The 14255-nt window shown below is 71.4% G+C and carries 12 protein-coding genes; all 12 read right to left on the bottom strand.

All coding sequences use genetic code 11. The features are described from left to right. Positions 1-30: 30 nt before the first annotated feature. Positions 31-1617, bottom strand: coding sequence for a phosphoglycerate dehydrogenase (serA, locus tag ACZ5DC_RS29035; protein WP_468657503.1), 1587 nt, complete (start codon positions 1615-1617; stop codon positions 31-33). Positions 1618-1653: 36 nt separating this feature from the next. Continuing rightward, positions 1654-1980, bottom strand: a complete 327-nt coding sequence (gene fdxA, locus ACZ5DC_RS29030) for a ferredoxin (protein ID WP_468657501.1) — start codon at positions 1978-1980, stop codon at positions 1654-1656. A 4-nt stretch (positions 1981-1984) separates the two neighbouring features. Further along, positions 1985-3037, bottom strand: a complete 1053-nt coding sequence (locus ACZ5DC_RS29025; RefSeq protein WP_468657499.1) for a 2-oxoacid:ferredoxin oxidoreductase subunit beta — start codon at positions 3035-3037, stop codon at positions 1985-1987. Beyond that, complete coding sequence (locus tag ACZ5DC_RS29020; RefSeq protein ID WP_468657497.1) at positions 3027-4916, bottom strand: 2-oxoacid:acceptor oxidoreductase subunit alpha; 1890 nt, start codon at positions 4914-4916, stop codon at positions 3027-3029. Before ACZ5DC_RS29020 ends, ACZ5DC_RS29025 begins: the two co-directional genes overlap by 11 nt. Beyond that, positions 4909-5751, bottom strand: coding sequence for a VOC family protein (locus tag ACZ5DC_RS29015; protein WP_468657495.1), 843 nt, complete (start codon positions 5749-5751; stop codon positions 4909-4911). Before ACZ5DC_RS29015 ends, ACZ5DC_RS29020 begins: the two co-directional genes overlap by 8 nt. A 3-nt stretch (positions 5752-5754) precedes the next feature. After that, positions 5755-7080 (bottom strand): condensation domain-containing protein, encoded by a 1326-nt coding sequence (locus tag ACZ5DC_RS29010; protein WP_468657493.1) that lies wholly within the window; start codon positions 7078-7080, stop codon positions 5755-5757. Continuing rightward, positions 7077-8150, bottom strand: a complete 1074-nt coding sequence (locus ACZ5DC_RS29005) for an NAD(P)/FAD-dependent oxidoreductase (protein ID WP_468657491.1) — start codon at positions 8148-8150, stop codon at positions 7077-7079. The genes ACZ5DC_RS29010 and ACZ5DC_RS29005 overlap by 4 nt, the downstream gene beginning before the upstream one ends. Further along, complete coding sequence (locus tag ACZ5DC_RS29000) at positions 8147-9478, bottom strand: SidA/IucD/PvdA family monooxygenase (protein WP_468657489.1); 1332 nt, start codon at positions 9476-9478, stop codon at positions 8147-8149. Before ACZ5DC_RS29000 ends, ACZ5DC_RS29005 begins: the two co-directional genes overlap by 4 nt. Before the next feature lie 144 nt (positions 9479-9622). Further along, positions 9623-10000, bottom strand: a complete 378-nt coding sequence (panD, locus tag ACZ5DC_RS28995) for an aspartate 1-decarboxylase (RefSeq protein WP_366753371.1) — start codon at positions 9998-10000, stop codon at positions 9623-9625. A gap of 98 nt (positions 10001-10098) precedes the next feature. Next, entirely contained in the window at positions 10099-11670 is a 1572-nt protein-coding gene (locus tag ACZ5DC_RS28990) for a class I tRNA ligase family protein (RefSeq protein ID WP_468657487.1), read from the bottom strand. Between the two features lie 14 nt (positions 11671-11684). Beyond that, the gene (locus ACZ5DC_RS28985) at positions 11685-12023 is read right to left on the bottom strand and encodes a cupin domain-containing protein (RefSeq protein WP_468657485.1); all 339 of its coding nucleotides are present in this window, start codon (positions 12021-12023) and stop codon (positions 11685-11687) included. Positions 12024-12066: 43 nt separating this feature from the next. Beyond that, positions 12067-13311, bottom strand: coding sequence for an FAD-dependent oxidoreductase (locus ACZ5DC_RS28980; protein ID WP_468657483.1), 1245 nt, complete (start codon positions 13309-13311; stop codon positions 12067-12069). Positions 13312-14255: the final 944 nt, after the last annotated feature.

Below are 14255 nucleotides of genomic sequence, written 5' to 3'. Positions count from 1 at the left end.
ACCCGCGTCGTGCCTGCGACGCGGCGGCACTCAGGTGGTCAGGTCCACGAAGTGGGCCCAGGAAGGACGGACCACCTCGCTGATCCTGTGCAGCACACCGGGGGAGACGACGCTGTCGACCGTCAGCGCGACGGCGGCCTCGCCTCCTTCGGTGTCCCGCGCCACCTGCATCACGGCGATGTTGACTCCTGCCTCGCCGAGGATCCGTCCGATGGTGCCGATCATGCCGGGCACGTCCTTGTACTGGAGGAACAGCATCCGGTCGGTGATCTCCAGCTCGATGTCGTAGTCGGCGATCCCGGTGAGTCTGCGGATGTTCCTCGGCCCCGACAGGGCCCCGGAGACCGCGAGCGCACGGCCGTCGGCCAGGGTGCCGCGCAGGGTGATCTGGTCGGTGTGGGACGCGCTCTCGGAGCTGGTGAGGAAGCGGACCGCGCCGATGCGCTCGCGTGCGACGAGGGGGGCGTTCACCAGGGTGACCCGCCGGCCGTCGGCGAACATGCCCGTGAGCACGCCCCGTTCGAGCACGGAGACGTCGTGCTGGGTGACCGGGCCGTGCACCTCGACGTCGAGATCCACGGGAGGCTGCCCACCGGCCAGGGCCGTGAAGATGCGGCCGAGGTCGCCGGCGAGCGGGAGGAAGCGCGTCACCTCGGCGAGGGGAGCGGTGACGTGCAGGTTGACGGCGTCGGGAACCAGCTCTCCGGCGAGGGTCCGCCGGACGGCGTGCGCGACCGTGGTGCCGGCCCTGTCCTGGGCCTCGACGGTCGAGGCGCCCAGGTGCGGAGTGCACACGACGTTGTCGAGGGCCGGCAGGGGCGAGTCGGTGCAGGGCTCGGTGGCGAAGACGTCCAGGCCCGCTCCGGCGACGCGTCCCTCCGTCAGCGCGGCGGCCAGGGCCTGTTCGTCCACGATGCCGCCACGGGCCGCGTTGACGATGCGCACGCCCGGCTTGACCCGTCGTAGCTCCTCGTGGCCGATGAGGCCGGTCGTCTCGGGCGTCCTGGGCAGGTGCACCGTGATGAAGTCGGACGCGGCGAGGAGTTCGTCCAGCGTCACCGGCTTCGCGCCCGCCTCGGCCGCCTGGGACGGGGACAGGTAGGGGTCGTAGGCGATGACCCGCATGCCGAAGGCGCGCATGCGGTAGGCGACCAGCCGTCCGATGCGTCCGAGGCCCACGACGCCCAGGGTCTTGTCCGCCAGTTCCACCCCGGTGTAGCGGCTGCGCCGCCACTGTCCCTGTTTCAGCGACGCGTTGGCCTGGGGGATGTGGCGGGCCACCGAGATGATGAGCCCGCAGGCGAGCTCGGCGGCGGTGACGCTGTTGGAGGCGGGGGCGTTGACCACGGTGACGCCGGCCCGTGTCGCGGCGTCGAGGTCCACGTTGTCGAGGCCGGCCCCTGCCCGTCCGACGACCCTGAGGCGGGGGGCGGCGGCGAGTACTTCGGCGTCCACCCGGGTCGCCGAGCGCACGAGGAGGGCGTCCGCGTCGCGCACGGCCGCCAGCAGCCCTGCGCGGTCGGCGCCGTCGCAGTGGCGGATCTCCACCTGGGGGCCGAGCGCGTCGATGGTGGCCGGCGCGAGGGCTTCGGCCAGGAGCACGATGGGGGTTGTCATGGGGCTCGATTCCGGTAGGAGGACGGCGGTGGGCTCTCAGGAGGCGGTGGTGCGCTCGGGTTCGCCGGCCACGGAGGGGTGGTCCGCCTCGAGCGGGGGCTGGGAGCTGGCTCCGCCGGGGGCGCCGACGGTCGCGAAGACGTCCCGCTCGACGCCGAGGTAGTTCGCCCAGTGGTCGGGCAGGTCGTCCTGGTAGAACACGGCCTCCACCGGGCAGACCGGTTCGCACGCGCCGCAGTCCACGCATTCGTCGGGCTGGATGTACATCTTCCGGGGGCCTTCGTAGATGCAGTCGACGGGGCATTCCTCGATGCACGCCTTGTCTTTGACGTCGATGCACGGCTGCGCGATGACGTAGGTCATGGGGTCACTCCTTGACGGTCCAGGTGTCGGTGCCGGCGAGCAGCGCCGCGAGGTCGCCCTTGCCGTCACGTTCGACGGCGGCGTCGAGCTGGCCGGCCATCTGCGTGTCGTAGTCGGGCCGTTCGACCTGGCGCAGGACGCCGATCGGTGTGTGGTGCAGGGTGTGCGGGTCGGCGAGGCGGGACAGTGCGAAGGCGGTGCTGGGGTCGGTCTCGTGCGCGTCGTGCACGAGGACGTCGGCCTCGTTGCCGGCGGTGACGGGGACCACGCGCAGCCGGCCGGTGGCCGCGTCACGGACGACGCCCTTGCCGCCCGCGTGGCCGAACCGGATCGGTTTGCCGTGCTCCAGACGGATCACCGCTTCCTGGGCGCTCTGCTTGTCCTTGAGGGCGGCGAAGGCGCCGTCGTTGAAGATGTTGCAGTTCTGGTAGATCTCCACCAGCGCGGTGCCCTGGTGGACGGCGGCCCGGCGCAGCACGTCGACCAGGTGCCGGCGGTCGGAGTCGAGGGTGCGGGCGATGAAGGTGGCCTCGGCGCCGATGGCCAGGGAAGCCGGGTTGAACGGGGTTTCGAGGGATCCCATCGGCGTGGATTTGGTGATCTTCCCGGTTTCCGAGGTCGGCGAGTACTGCCCCTTGGTCAGGCCGTAGATCCGGTTGTTGAACAGCAGGATCTTCAGGTTGACGTTGCGGCGCAGGGCGTGGATCAGGTGGTTGCCGCCGATGGACAGCGCGTCGCCGTCGCCGGTGACGACCCACACGCTCAGGTCGGTGCGGGAGGTGGCGAGGCCGGTGGCGATGGCGGGCGCACGACCGTGGATGGAGTGCATGCCGTAGGTGTTCATGTAGTACGGGAAGCGGCTGGAGCAGCCGATCCCCGACACGAAGACGATGTTCTCCCGCGCCAGGCCCAGCTCGGGCAGGAACCCCTGCACCGCGGAGAGGACGGCGTAGTCACCGCAGCCGGGGCACCAGCGCACCTCCTGGTCGGACTTGAACTCCGTCGCGGACTGCCTGGTCTCGGCCCTGGGCACCAGGGGCAGCGGGTCACTTGGCATGCAGGGCCTCCCGCAGGGTCGTGGCGAGTCGTTCCGCGCTGAAGGGCATCCCGGTCACCTGTGTGTGCGCGGTGACGTCCTTCAGATACGTGGCGCGCAGCAGTGCCGACAGCTGTCCGAGGTTCATCTCGGGGACCAGGACACGGCGGTAGCGGGCGAGGACGGTGCCGAGGTTGCGGGGCCGGGGATTGAGGTGACGCAGATGTGCCTGCGCGATGCGCTCGCCCTCGCCGCGCAGCCGGCGTACGGCGGCGGTGATGGGTCCGTAGCTGGAGCCCCAGCCCAGGACGAGGAGTCCGGCGTCGTCGGTGGGGTCGTCGACGAGGAGGTCGGGTACGCCGATGCCGTCGATCTTCGCCTGGCGGACGCGGACCATGTGGTCGTGGTTGGCGGGGTCGTAGGAGATGTGGCCCGTGCCGTCCTGTTTCTCGATGCCGCCGATGCGGTGCTCCAGGCCGGGTGTGCCGGGCACGGCCCAGGGGCGGGCGAGCGTGTCGGGGTGGCGTTTGTAGGGCCAGAAGACCTCGGTTCCGTCGTCGGTGGTGTGGTTCGGCCTGACCGCGAACTGCTGGCGCAGGTCGGGCAGTTCGTCGGGGCTGGGGATCTTCCAGGGTTCGCTGCCGTGGGCGAGGTAGCCGTCGGACAGCAGGAAGACCGGTGTGCGGTAGGTGAGGGCGATGCGGGCGGCTTCGATCACCGTGTCGAAGCAGTCGGCCGGGGTGCGGGGGGCGACGACGGGCACGGGGGCCTCTCCGTTGCGGCCGTACATCGCTTGCAGGAGATCGGCCTGTTCCGTTTTGGTGGGCAGCCCGGTGGAGGGGCCGCCGCGCTGGATGTCGATGATCAGCAGGGGCAGTTCGAGGGAGACGGCGAGACCGACCGTCTCCGACTTCAGCGCCATCCCCGGACCCGAGGTGGTGGTGACGGCGAGGGATCCTCCGAAGGCGGCGCCCAGCGCGGCGCCGATGGCCGCGATCTCGTCCTCCGCCTGGAAGGCGCGCACGCCGAAGTTCTTGTGGCGGCTCAGCTCGTGCAGGATGTCGGAGGCCGGGGTGATGGGGTAGGAGCCCAGGTAGACAGGGAGGTCGGCTCGTCTGCCGGCGGCGATCAGGCCGTAGGACAGGGCGAGGTTTCCCGAGATGTTGCGGTAGGTGCCGGGCGGGAAGGCCGTGGCCGCGGGCGGGACCTCGTAGGAGGCCGCGAAGGTCTCGGTCGTCTCGCCGAAGTTCCAGCCCGCGCGCAGTGCGGCGATGTTCGCCTCGGCGAGGTGGGGGCGCGTCGCGAACTTGCGCCTCAGGAACGTCTCGGTGCCGGTCGTGGGGCGGTGGTACATCCACGACAGCAGGCCGAGGGCGAACATGTTCTTGCACCGGTCCGCGTCCTTGCGTGACAGCGCGAAGTCCTTCAGGGCCTCGGTGGTCAGCGCGGTCAGCGGTACGGCGTGCGCGTTGAAGCGGTCCAGGGCGCCGCTTTCGAGCGGCGAGGCGCCGTAGCCGACCTTCTGCAGCGCGCGGGGGGTGAACTCGTCGCTGTTGATGATGATGTCCGCGCCGGCCGGCACGTCGGGCAGGTTGGCCTTGAGCGCCGCGGGGTTCATGGCGACCAGCACGTCGGGGGCGTCGCCGGGGGTGAGGATGTCGTGGTCGGCGAAGTGCAGTTGGAAACTCGAGACACCGGGAAGGGTCCCGGCGGGAGCCCGGATCTCCGCGGGGAAGTTCGGCAGGGTCGACAGGTCGTTGCCGAAGGCCGCCGTCTGCGAGGTGAAGCGGTCGCCGGTGAGCTGCATGCCGTCGCCGGAGTCGCCGGCGAAGCGGATGACCACCTGGTGCAGCCGGCGCGTGGGCTTGGGGCGGCGCGCCGCGGCGGCGGGCTCAGGCATGACTCGCTCCGGGCCGCACCCGCGGGGCGGGCCGGGAGGCCGCCGGGGCCTTCTCGGTCCAGACGTCCGCTCCCCACTGCCCGGCGAGGAGGACCGTGCCGGCGGTGGGGTCGGGGGCGGACGCGGGCACGATCAGTGCCACCCGTGGCTGTGCGGCGTCGGTGACCGCGCTGTCCGGAAGGCCGACGACGAGGAGGTCCCCCACGGTGGCGGCGGGTGCGTCCACGGGCCCTGTCAGGTGGCCGGCGGGACGGGCAGGGGCCTGGAGGAGCTTTTCGTACAGCCGCACGGTGGCGGGGAAGCCGGTCTCGGCGACGGCGTGCCGCGGCAGCAGTCGCAGGCCGGTCTCCCGCGGCTGCGGACGTGCGGTGCCGGGCATGGCCGTCCGTGGCTGCTCGCCGGACCAGGGCCGGTGTTCGACGAGTTCGGCCAGCGTTCCGTCGGGGTAGCGGACCCGTGCCCGCGCGCCGGGCAGGATCGGCTCGGGCGGTTCCACCACGGTGGTACCGGTGGCTTCGAGCAGGTCCAGCTGCTGCCCCAGGTGCGGCACGACGAGGGAGTAGCGCGTCTGCCGCTGGATCGGGGTGAAGGGACGACTGCTGGCGATGAGCAGGACGTTGCCGACGGCGGCCAGTTCCAGGCCCCCGAAGTCGGGGATGGGCATCCGCAGGTCGGCCGGAACGCCGAGGAGGCGCTCGTAGTAGCCGATGTGCTCGTCCAGGTCCGGCAGCGGGATCAGTGAACGGGCCAGCAGGCGCGGCCGGGTCAGGACGGAGGAGTCGGGGCGGGTGCGGAACCAGCGCTCGGGGTCGGCAGGCTGCGTGGGGCCGGGCATCGGTCAGCCTTTCTGCACGGGGTAGGAGGTCGAGGTCCACCAGGGCTGCACGGGGATGTCCCAGGCCGCGAACTCTTCGCTCACGAGGTGGTGCAGGTGGGCGGCGTCCCCGAAGTGCTCGGGCATGCCGGTCACGGTCACCGTCAGCTGCCGGCCGCTTCGCACCAGGCACAGTGAGGCCCTCAGGCGGGCTCGGTCCGGCAGGAGACCCGGCACGTTCATGGTGCGCAGCGCCAGGGAGTCCGCGGTGCGGCCGGCGAAGTGCAGCACGTCGTGGTCGACGTCGCCGAAGTTGGAGGCGACGACGTCGGTCTGTTGCGCTCCGGGGGTCTTGAGGGCCGCGGCGGCGCGGGACGGCAGCAGGTGCCAGAGGGCCTCGGGGACGAGGGTGGCGCTGTGCTGTCCGGAGTGCCGGAGCAGCTCTTTGGTGGCGTGCCGGGTGGGCCGCAGGTCCTGGTGGTTCGCGGCGCCGCCGGGCAGGCTCAACGGGACGACCACGAGTGCGTTGGCCTGTTCGTCGTCGGCGGAGCGGCGCAGGCTCATGGGGATGCCGACCTGTACGTCCTGGCGGTGCGTGCGCGGGACGTGGGTGCGTGTGAGGTTGGCGGCGATCTCCACGAGGAGGGTGTTGCTGGTGCCGTGGTGGCGCCGCGCGGCGGCCTCCCACGCTTCGGCCTGTGCCGTGACGATGGCCGTGGTGAAGTAGCGGGGCGTCGAGGCCGGCTGGGGGCCGGGGCCGGGTGCGGACAGGGTGGCGAGGGCCCGTAGGACGGCCCGTCGTTGGTGCCGTGGCTGGCGCAGCAGCCAGGACGCCGTCCGTGTCAGTGCCCGGGTGGTCTGCCCCAGCGCGTCGGTGAGGTCGCTGTCAGGGGGCTGCTGTGCCGGTGTGCGTGCGGCGATCGCGCGGAGCAGGCCCAGTCCGTCGCTCCGGAAGTGCGGGACGGTCAGCGAGACGAGGGAGCCGTCGCCGTAGGGGGCGGCCGCCAGACGCCACAGGCGGCTGGAGTCCGCCGGCAGGGGGGTGCGGGTCTGTGCGTCGGCCCAGGCGAGCGCGGTGTCCGGTGTCAGGGGCGTGCGGTCGATCGCCAGGGGGTGCGTGTTGGAGGCCATGACCCACTTGCGGCGGGCGGCGGGGACCGGGCTCCTGGCCGCGGTACGGCTGAGCAGGCCGCCGTCGAGGCGCTGCCATTCGGCGTACAGTTCGCTCTCGGGCAGCGGACCGGGCAGGCGCCACAGGACCTGGACGATGCGGGAGGAGCCCAGTGCCGTGGCGGCCTGGTGCAGCATTTCGTCGGTGGAGTTCAGACGCCACCGTGTCGCGCGCGTCATCGTTGCAGCGCCTCCAGGAGGTGGTCGGCGGCCTGGCGGCCCACGGCGGGGGCGATTTTGAACCCGCCCCCGTTCCAGCCGGCCGCGGTCACCAGTCCGCGCGGACGGGGCCGGCTGGTCACCGATCCGGGACCGCCTGCCGGCACCATCGCGTCGTAGGCCGTGACACCGCCGACGACGGCGGCGCCGGCGAGCTGCGGGAAGCGCTGCGCGACGACGGCACGGACGCGTTCCGCTTCGGCCGGGTCGACGCCGTCGCGGGTGCGGGCGGGTACGTCGGTGCGGGTCGAGGGAACGCCGGCCAGCACGGTGCGGTCCGTGTCCCATCGGCGCAGCCAGGCGCCTGTGGTGTGGTCGACCATGGTGGGCAGGCCGGTGGTGTCCTCGACGCGGAACAGGCAGTAGCTCACCGCTCTGGTGCGCAGCGGGAGGTGGACGCCGGCGGACGCCGCGAGGGGCGTGCTGCCCACGCCTGCGGCGAGGAGCACCGCGTCGGCGTGGACGTCCGCGCCGGAGGTCCGCACGCCCTGGACGCGCGAGGAGGAGTGCGTGAGGCCGAGGGCCCGGGCGCGGAGCAGGCGCAGTCCGGGGCCCGCGTCGCGGTGCAGGGCCTGGAGGGTCTCCGCGGCGGGCAGCCAGCCGGCCTGCGGCTCCAGCACGCCCACGACGTGGCCGGGGACGGTGAGCTGCGGGTGGCGCTTGACGATGTCGTCGGCGTCGAGGACGTCGACGGGGAGTCCGGCGCCGCGCACCGCCTCGATGCGGGGTGCGGCCCGGCCGAGATCACCCTCGTCGATCAGGGTGAGGCTGCCGTGCCGGCGGACGGCGGGCCAGGAGCCGTGCGGGCCGCGGGCCAGGTAGCGGGCGCAGCTTTCGACGGGCCAGGCGGCGTAGGCGCCGGCCGGGTCGAAGGCGCGTATCAGGCCGCCGGAGACGAGCGTGGCCGCGTCGGTGGCGGAGTCGTCGATGACGATGACGTCGGCGCCGTGGGCGGTGAGCCGTTCGGCGGTGGCCAGGCCGGTGATTCCGGCGCCGACGATGGCGACGTCCGCCCTCAGCGCCGCCGTCATCGCAACGCCTCGTGCGCGGGGCGGGGGAGGGAGGGTGCGGGGGTCGTCAGGAGGGAGTCGGCGATGTCCGAGGCGCGGGCGGACAGCATGGCCAGGGCGCCGGCGTCGCCCATTCCGTGGCTGGCCTCGCACAGGCCGTTCAGGTAGATCCTCAGCGGGCGGGAGGCGCTCTCGGGGGCCTTGAGTTCGATGGCGTAGTCGCGTCCCACCTCGGGGATGCCCTCCTCGTCGAGGGGGAGCCGGTGGGCTACGCCTTCGAGCAGGGGGTGGTAGCGCTCGTCGTCGGCGCTGATGCCGAAGTCCTTGAATCCGGTGGCGAGGATGACGACGTCCGCGTCGAGGCTGTCGTAGGTGTGGTGGTTGATTTCGCGCATGGTCAGGCGGTGGGGTCCGTGGCCGGAGGGGGTGTCGACCTCCGTGACCTCGGTGAAGGGGCGCAGACGGAGGCGGTCGGAGCCGATCAGGTCGTACTCGCGCTGCACGGTGACGAGACGGTCGATGACGTCCTGGTCGCAGGCGGCGTAGTTGATGGAGCGCAGGTCGGTGCGCAGCCGGCGTTTGACCGCCGCGGGCAGCGGGTGGAAGTAGTCGACGAATTCGGGCAGGAACACCTGGCGGCTGTAGGGGCTGGTGTCCTTGAGGCGGAACCCGATGCTGCGGTGGATGGAGGTCACCTCGCGCACGTTGGGCCGCTCCAGCAGGTTGAGCACGATCTCGATGGCGCTCTGGCTGGCTCCGATGACGGCGACGCGGATGTCCTGGTCGTTGAACGCGTTGATGGAGGACAGGTAGCGGGTGGAGTGGAACACGGTGTCGCCGAGGCTGGCGGGGAAGGGATGGGGGATGCGGGGGGAGCGCCCGGTCCCCAGGATGAGTGTCTGGCCGAAGTAGTGCCGGCCGTCCTGGGTATTGACGCGGAACACCTCGTTGCCGTCCTCGTCGTCCTGGAGCGTGAGCTGCGCGGCGCTCCGTCCGTAGTCGACCTGGTCGGCGAACGCGCCGGCGACCCAGGCGAGGTAGGCGCCGTATTCGCGGCGCAGCGGGAACTTGGCGTTGAGGTGGAGGTAGTCGGTCAGCGCTCCGCGGGAGGCCAGGTACTTGATGAACGTGTGGGGGCTGTCCTGGTTGCGCTGCATCGCGAGGTCGCGGAAGGGGTTGTTCTGGATGTCCGCGCCGGACAGGAGCTGTTCGTCCTGCCACTGGAAGCCGGGTGAGCGTTCGATGAAATGGGCGTCGCTCAGGCGTCCGACCTCTTCGAGGATCACGGCCAGGGAGAGGTTCGCCGGTCCGAACCCGATGCCCAGAATGGGGTGGACTATCTGTTCCATCGTTTGGTGTCCCTCGGCTTGTCGTGCGTGCAAAGGCGGCGGCAGGCACCTGCGGCGAGCTGCCGCAGGTGCCTGGAGCGGCCCTGCGGCGCCGGCAGGTTCTGCGCGTGGGGGGCTGCGCGATGCAGCGGGGCTGATCTGCGGTCAGGAGCTGAGCAGCGCCGTGTCGGTGATCTCGTTGGCCTCGTTGACGTGGACGACGCGGGACTTGAAGCCGATCCGCTCCTCGTCGTTGAGCTGGGCGTAGCTGATGATGATGACCTTGTCGCCGGGCTGGACGAGCCGGGCCGCGGCCCCGTTGATGACGACGTGTCCCTTGGGCGCCTGCGGTGACTCGTCGAGGATGGTGTAGGTCTCGAAGCGCGCGCCGTTGTTGATGTTGACGACGTGCACGAGTTCGTGGACGCCGATGCCGGCGGCTTCGAGCAGTTCCGGCGAGATGGTGATGGACCCGACGTAGTTGAGGTTGCTGTCGGTGACGGTCGCGCGGTGGATCTTCGAGTGCATGAACGTGCGCAGCATGGTGCGGCTCCTGTTCCAGGTATGTGATGTCGGTCGGTTGCAGCAGGTGGTGTGAGGGCGCGTTCCGCGGCCGGGGGCCGGGATCTCGGGCGGGCCTGTTACGGAAGGGAGTCCGTCAGGCCGGCGAAGGCGCCGGGGGGCCGGTCGTGGAGATCGGCGAGCAGCGGCGGGGCGGTCTCGGCCGTCGCGCCGAAGGCCGCGGTGATGTGCCGGCACAGGTCGGGGGTGAGCGGCCAGGCGAGCGTGCGCAGGCTCCACAGGAACTGGAGGGCGCCGCTGACGTCGGCCGGGTCGTCGGCGTCGAGGTTCTCGCAGCGCAGGGCGAGGACCTCGAGGTGCAGTGCGAGCGCTTCGGCGGCCTTGCGGATGGAGAACGACTCCAGTCGGTAGGCGTCCTCGAAGCGCTGCCGGGAGGCGTTCAGGGCGGTCGCCCACCACGCGGAGGGGTCGGTGTCGACGCGCCGGCCGGTCGCGGTTTCCGCGAGGGCGCCGCGGATCTTCGACAGCGGGGTGTCGAACCGTGTGGTGATCGTGGCGGCGGCCACGGGCTCGCTGAACTCCGACTGCTGGAGTTCGGGGCTGGTCAGGGACAGCACGAACCGGGTGCGGTCGCGGCCGACGCTCTCCAGGTACTCCCCCGCCCAGCGGACGTCTCCCTTGCTGGTGGAGAACTTGCGGCCCTCCAGCAGGTAGTACTGGTTGGTGAGGGTGCGTGTCCTGGTCGGTTCGACGGGCAGTCCGTGGCGGGCGGCGAGCAGGGACAGCGCCACGTAGACGAAGGCGTTGTAGAAGCCGTTGTCGATGCCGATGAACTGGACCAGTTCGTCGACGCTCTCCCGGCGGCCGCCGCGGGTCTGCCGGAGCCAGTAGACGTGGCCCACGTAGATCTCGGGCCAGGCGTTGATGGTCTGCCCGATCTGGCCGGCGCCGTCCCAGTCGACGGTGATGCCCCAGGTCAGCGGATAGGTGATCGGGATGTACGGCAGGGGGCCGGCGAGTGTCTGCTCGACCACGCGGGCCAGGTCGGGGCGCAGCCGTATGTCGGAGTCCTCGTACCAGTCGGTGAGCAGGGAGCGGTAGCGCTCCAGGTCCAGGACCCAGATGGAGACGGACCGGCGCGGTAGGTCGCCGCCCGTTCCACCGGTGGGCAGCAGCGCGCCGGGCAGGTTGTACAGGCCGCAGGCCTCGCAGACGCCGGCCCTGGCGTGGGCCAGGCAGGTGGGGCAGCGCCCGGTGACGAAGGCCTCGGCCTTGTAGGTGCCGGTGGCGGCGTCGTAGGGCAGGTCCACTTCGCGCCGGTCGAAGGCGCCGTTCTCCCACAGGCGGGTGAAGAAGTCCCGCACGAAGGCGGTGTAGTCGCCGTCCGGGCGTTCGAAGAGGTCGACGTCGACGGCTGCGAGGCCCAGGGTGCGGCTGATGCTGTCGTAGGCGTGCCGGATGAGCGACTCGGGGTCGGTTCCGATGCGCTCGGCCGTGGTGACGACGTAGGTCTGGTTGTCGTCGGTGCTGGTGCCGAAGGCCACGTCGTGCCCGAGGATCTTCTGGGAGCGGGCGCAGACGTCGCTGGCGAGCACCGGGCCGGCGAGGTGGCCGAGGTGGAGGTCGCCGTTGGGGGTGGGGGGAGAGAAGGTGACGTTGATGCGTCGCCGGCCTGAAGGGGCGTCGGTCATGCGGGAGGACCCCCTCAGTCGGTGGGCTGGAGCCAGTAGATGGACACGAACGTCAGCGGTTCGCTCGAACTGGTGTTGGTGACGATGTGATCGGTCCCGTGCGGGATGTAGATCACGTCCCCGGGTACGACCTGCCGCTCCTCGTCCCCCACCCGGGCGCGGCCCTGGCCGCTGACGAAGATGAACGTCTCGTCGGTGGCGTGGCCGTGCGGGGTGCTGGACTCGTCGGGCCGGATGGAGCACAGGGTGCTGTTCCACGGCGGGGTGACGACGCCCTCCCAGGGGTAGAGCTCGCGGATGTCACAGCCGTTCTTGCGGATCAGCTCATCGCCGGCGCTGGTCTTGACGTGCATGCGGTTCCTCTCGTTAGGGCGTCTGCCGCGCGGGGTGCTTGCCTCAGCCCAGGGCGAACAGGCGCTCGATGGTGTCGGGTGCGAACGATTCGGCGGGCACGTGGAAGGGCCCCTGGAAGGTGGCCAGCCGGGACCCCGCCAGGACGGGGTCGGTGGGCCACACCTCGGCGTAGGCCGAGCGCCGGGCCCTGCCCTGCGCCGTGAAGGTCATGTTCATCGTGGTGCGTACCGAGCCGGAGATCTCCAGGCGGCGCATGCGCTCCTTGCGCTCCTCGGCGTAGGACTCGAAGATCTTCACGTCCCAGGTGCCGGCGGTGCGCAGGCAGTCGCGGATCATGCGCGCGTCGCGCAGGGCGATGGACAGCCCTTGTCCGATCACCGGGTCGGACCAGCCCGCGGCGTCCCCGAGCAGCACGGCGCCGGGTACGGCGGGGGTGTCGGCCCATGCGTCGTTCATCGGGTAGAAGGCGCACACGGCGGTGGGGGTCGCCGCCGCGAACATCTCGCTGCCGGGGATGCAGTCGAGCTGGAAGGCCTGGAGGAACTCGGCATGACGGTTCGGGCCGGCGAAGCGGCCCTTCTGGCCGACGTCGTGCAGGAGGTAGAGGCGGGCGCGGCCCCCCTCCCGTGGGAAGACGAAGTACAGCAGGTCGTTCTCGGTGCCGATGGAGGTGACGTTGACCGGCCAGTCGTGCAGGTCCTCCACCAGCATTCCGCCGCCCAGCGAGTTGGGCGGTGTCTGCGTCAGCCCGATGCCCAGCTGGCGGCGCACCGTGGACATCCTGCCGTCCGCGCCCGCGATCAGCCGGCACGACACCTGGTGTTCCATGTCATTGAGCTCGTAGCGGACCGTGGGATCGTCCCCTGCGCTCACCAGGACGTCGCCGATTCCCCGCACGACGGTGGCGCCCGCCTCCTCGGCGGCGGTGGACAACGCTTCACAGGCGGCCGGGTGTCCCACATCGAGAACTCCGCGAATTCCGGGCAACATACGGTCGAGGTGCAGCGCCTTCGACTTCGCGGTTTCCGGATCGACGATCTCGTCGAAACCGATGAAACGGTCGACGTAGGTTCCGCCGGCTTTCAGAATGCATTCTTCGAGGCCCAGGTCGATGAGTTCCTGCACGCCCCAGCAGTTGATGACTTCGCCTCGTACTTTGTCGCGGTAGGAGGTCTGCCGCTCGAGGAGCATCACCTCGTACCCGTCGCCGGCCAGGGCTGCTGCCAGCGCGGATCCGGCTATACCACCGCCGACGACGACCACGTCGAAGCGCTCGGTTTCCGCCATCAATCCTCCTGTACGCCGTTATGAGGGCATGCCTGACATGGCTGACCGGAATCTCAGCCGAGTTATGCCGGGTGGTGACGGGTTAATCCTTGCTATTCCTACGGGCCCGCACGAGAGGTGTATGTGACATTCATCGTCCAGTTTGGGTCAGCGGGACCGTCCTCCGGCGTCATCGATGCCCGAACATTTCCTGACGCGCCGAATGCAGGGAGTTTCCTGCGCTGTCCGTCGGACGCGTCACCGTGCTGGCTGTGACGTGGGCCAGCCTGCCCCTTGCACCCGCGCCCGCCAACGGCGACTTGCTCAAGTGGGACGGGGGCTGTGGCGGGGGCGGGGGGCGGATGCGGGTGGCGCGGGCGGGGGGGGTGCGGGGGCTGCGAGCGGGGGGGTGCGGGGGCCTCAGGCGGCGGATGCGCGAGCCGCAGGAGGCGGATACGAGTGGCGCGGGCCGCGGATGCGGGGGGCGGATGCGCGAGCCGCAGGAGGCGGATACGAGTGGCGCGGGCCGCGGATGCGGGGGGCGGATGCGCGAGCCGCAGGAGGCGGATACGAGCGGCGCGGGCCGCGGATGCGGGGGGCGGATGCGCGAGCCGCAGGAGGCGGATACGAGCGGCGCGGGCCGCGGATGCGGGTGGTGCGGGCGGCAGGTGCGGGGGCCGCGAACGGCGGATGCGAGTGGCGCGGGCGGCGAATACGGGCGGGGCGTCGGGTGGCGGCGGGTGCGGTTCGGCCGGCACCGGCGCGGTCCTCGGGTGCCGTTCCCGGCACGGGTGCCGGGTGCCTGCGGACAGCACCGTGCGTGCCGGGAAGCGTTCACCGTCCGCACCGTGGGCGAGTCCTCGCGCGAGATCTCCGCCCCCGGTTGCCTGGCCCAGGCCGGCCGCCCGCCGGTGCCCGGACTCGGCGGTGTGCCCGCCGAGCGGCTGGAGGTGCGCCGCAGGCTT

This window comes from Streptomyces sp. NPDC031445 (assembly GCF_055581365.1).
The sequence above is the reverse complement of the archived record's forward strand: the minus strand, read 5'-3'. Positions and strand labels throughout refer to the sequence as shown.

Bases quoted from the DNA above. Each gene is read 5' to 3' on its own strand.
- ACZ5DC_RS28985 (WP_468657485.1), bottom strand. From the start codon at position 12,023: ATGCACGTCAAGACCAGCGCCGGCGATGAGCTGATCCGCAAGAACGGC.
- panD (WP_366753371.1), bottom strand. From the start codon at position 10,000: ATGCTGCGCACGTTCATGCACTCGAAGATCCACCGCGCGACCGTCACC.
- ACZ5DC_RS29000 (WP_468657489.1), bottom strand. From the start codon at position 9,478: ATGGAACAGATAGTCCACCCCATTCTGGGCATCGGGTTCGGACCGGCG.
- ACZ5DC_RS28990 (WP_468657487.1), bottom strand. From the start codon at position 11,670: ATGACCGACGCCCCTTCAGGCCGGCGACGCATCAACGTCACCTTCTCT.
- fdxA (WP_468657501.1), bottom strand. From the start codon at position 1,980: ATGACCTACGTCATCGCGCAGCCGTGCATCGACGTCAAAGACAAGGCG.
- serA (WP_468657503.1), bottom strand. From the start codon at position 1,617: ATGACAACCCCCATCGTGCTCCTGGCCGAAGCCCTCGCGCCGGCCACC.
- ACZ5DC_RS28980 (WP_468657483.1), bottom strand. From the start codon at position 13,311: ATGGCGGAAACCGAGCGCTTCGACGTGGTCGTCGTCGGCGGTGGTATA.
- ACZ5DC_RS29020 (WP_468657497.1), bottom strand. From the start codon at position 4,916: ATGCCTGAGCCCGCCGCCGCGGCGCGCCGCCCCAAGCCCACGCGCCGG.
- ACZ5DC_RS29005 (WP_468657491.1), bottom strand. From the start codon at position 8,150: ATGACGGCGGCGCTGAGGGCGGACGTCGCCATCGTCGGCGCCGGAATC.
- ACZ5DC_RS29025 (WP_468657499.1), bottom strand. From the start codon at position 3,037: ATGCCAAGTGACCCGCTGCCCCTGGTGCCCAGGGCCGAGACCAGGCAG.
- ACZ5DC_RS29015 (WP_468657495.1), bottom strand. From the start codon at position 5,751: ATGCCCGGCCCCACGCAGCCTGCCGACCCCGAGCGCTGGTTCCGCACC.
- ACZ5DC_RS29010 (WP_468657493.1), bottom strand. From the start codon at position 7,080: ATGACGCGCGCGACACGGTGGCGTCTGAACTCCACCGACGAAATGCTG.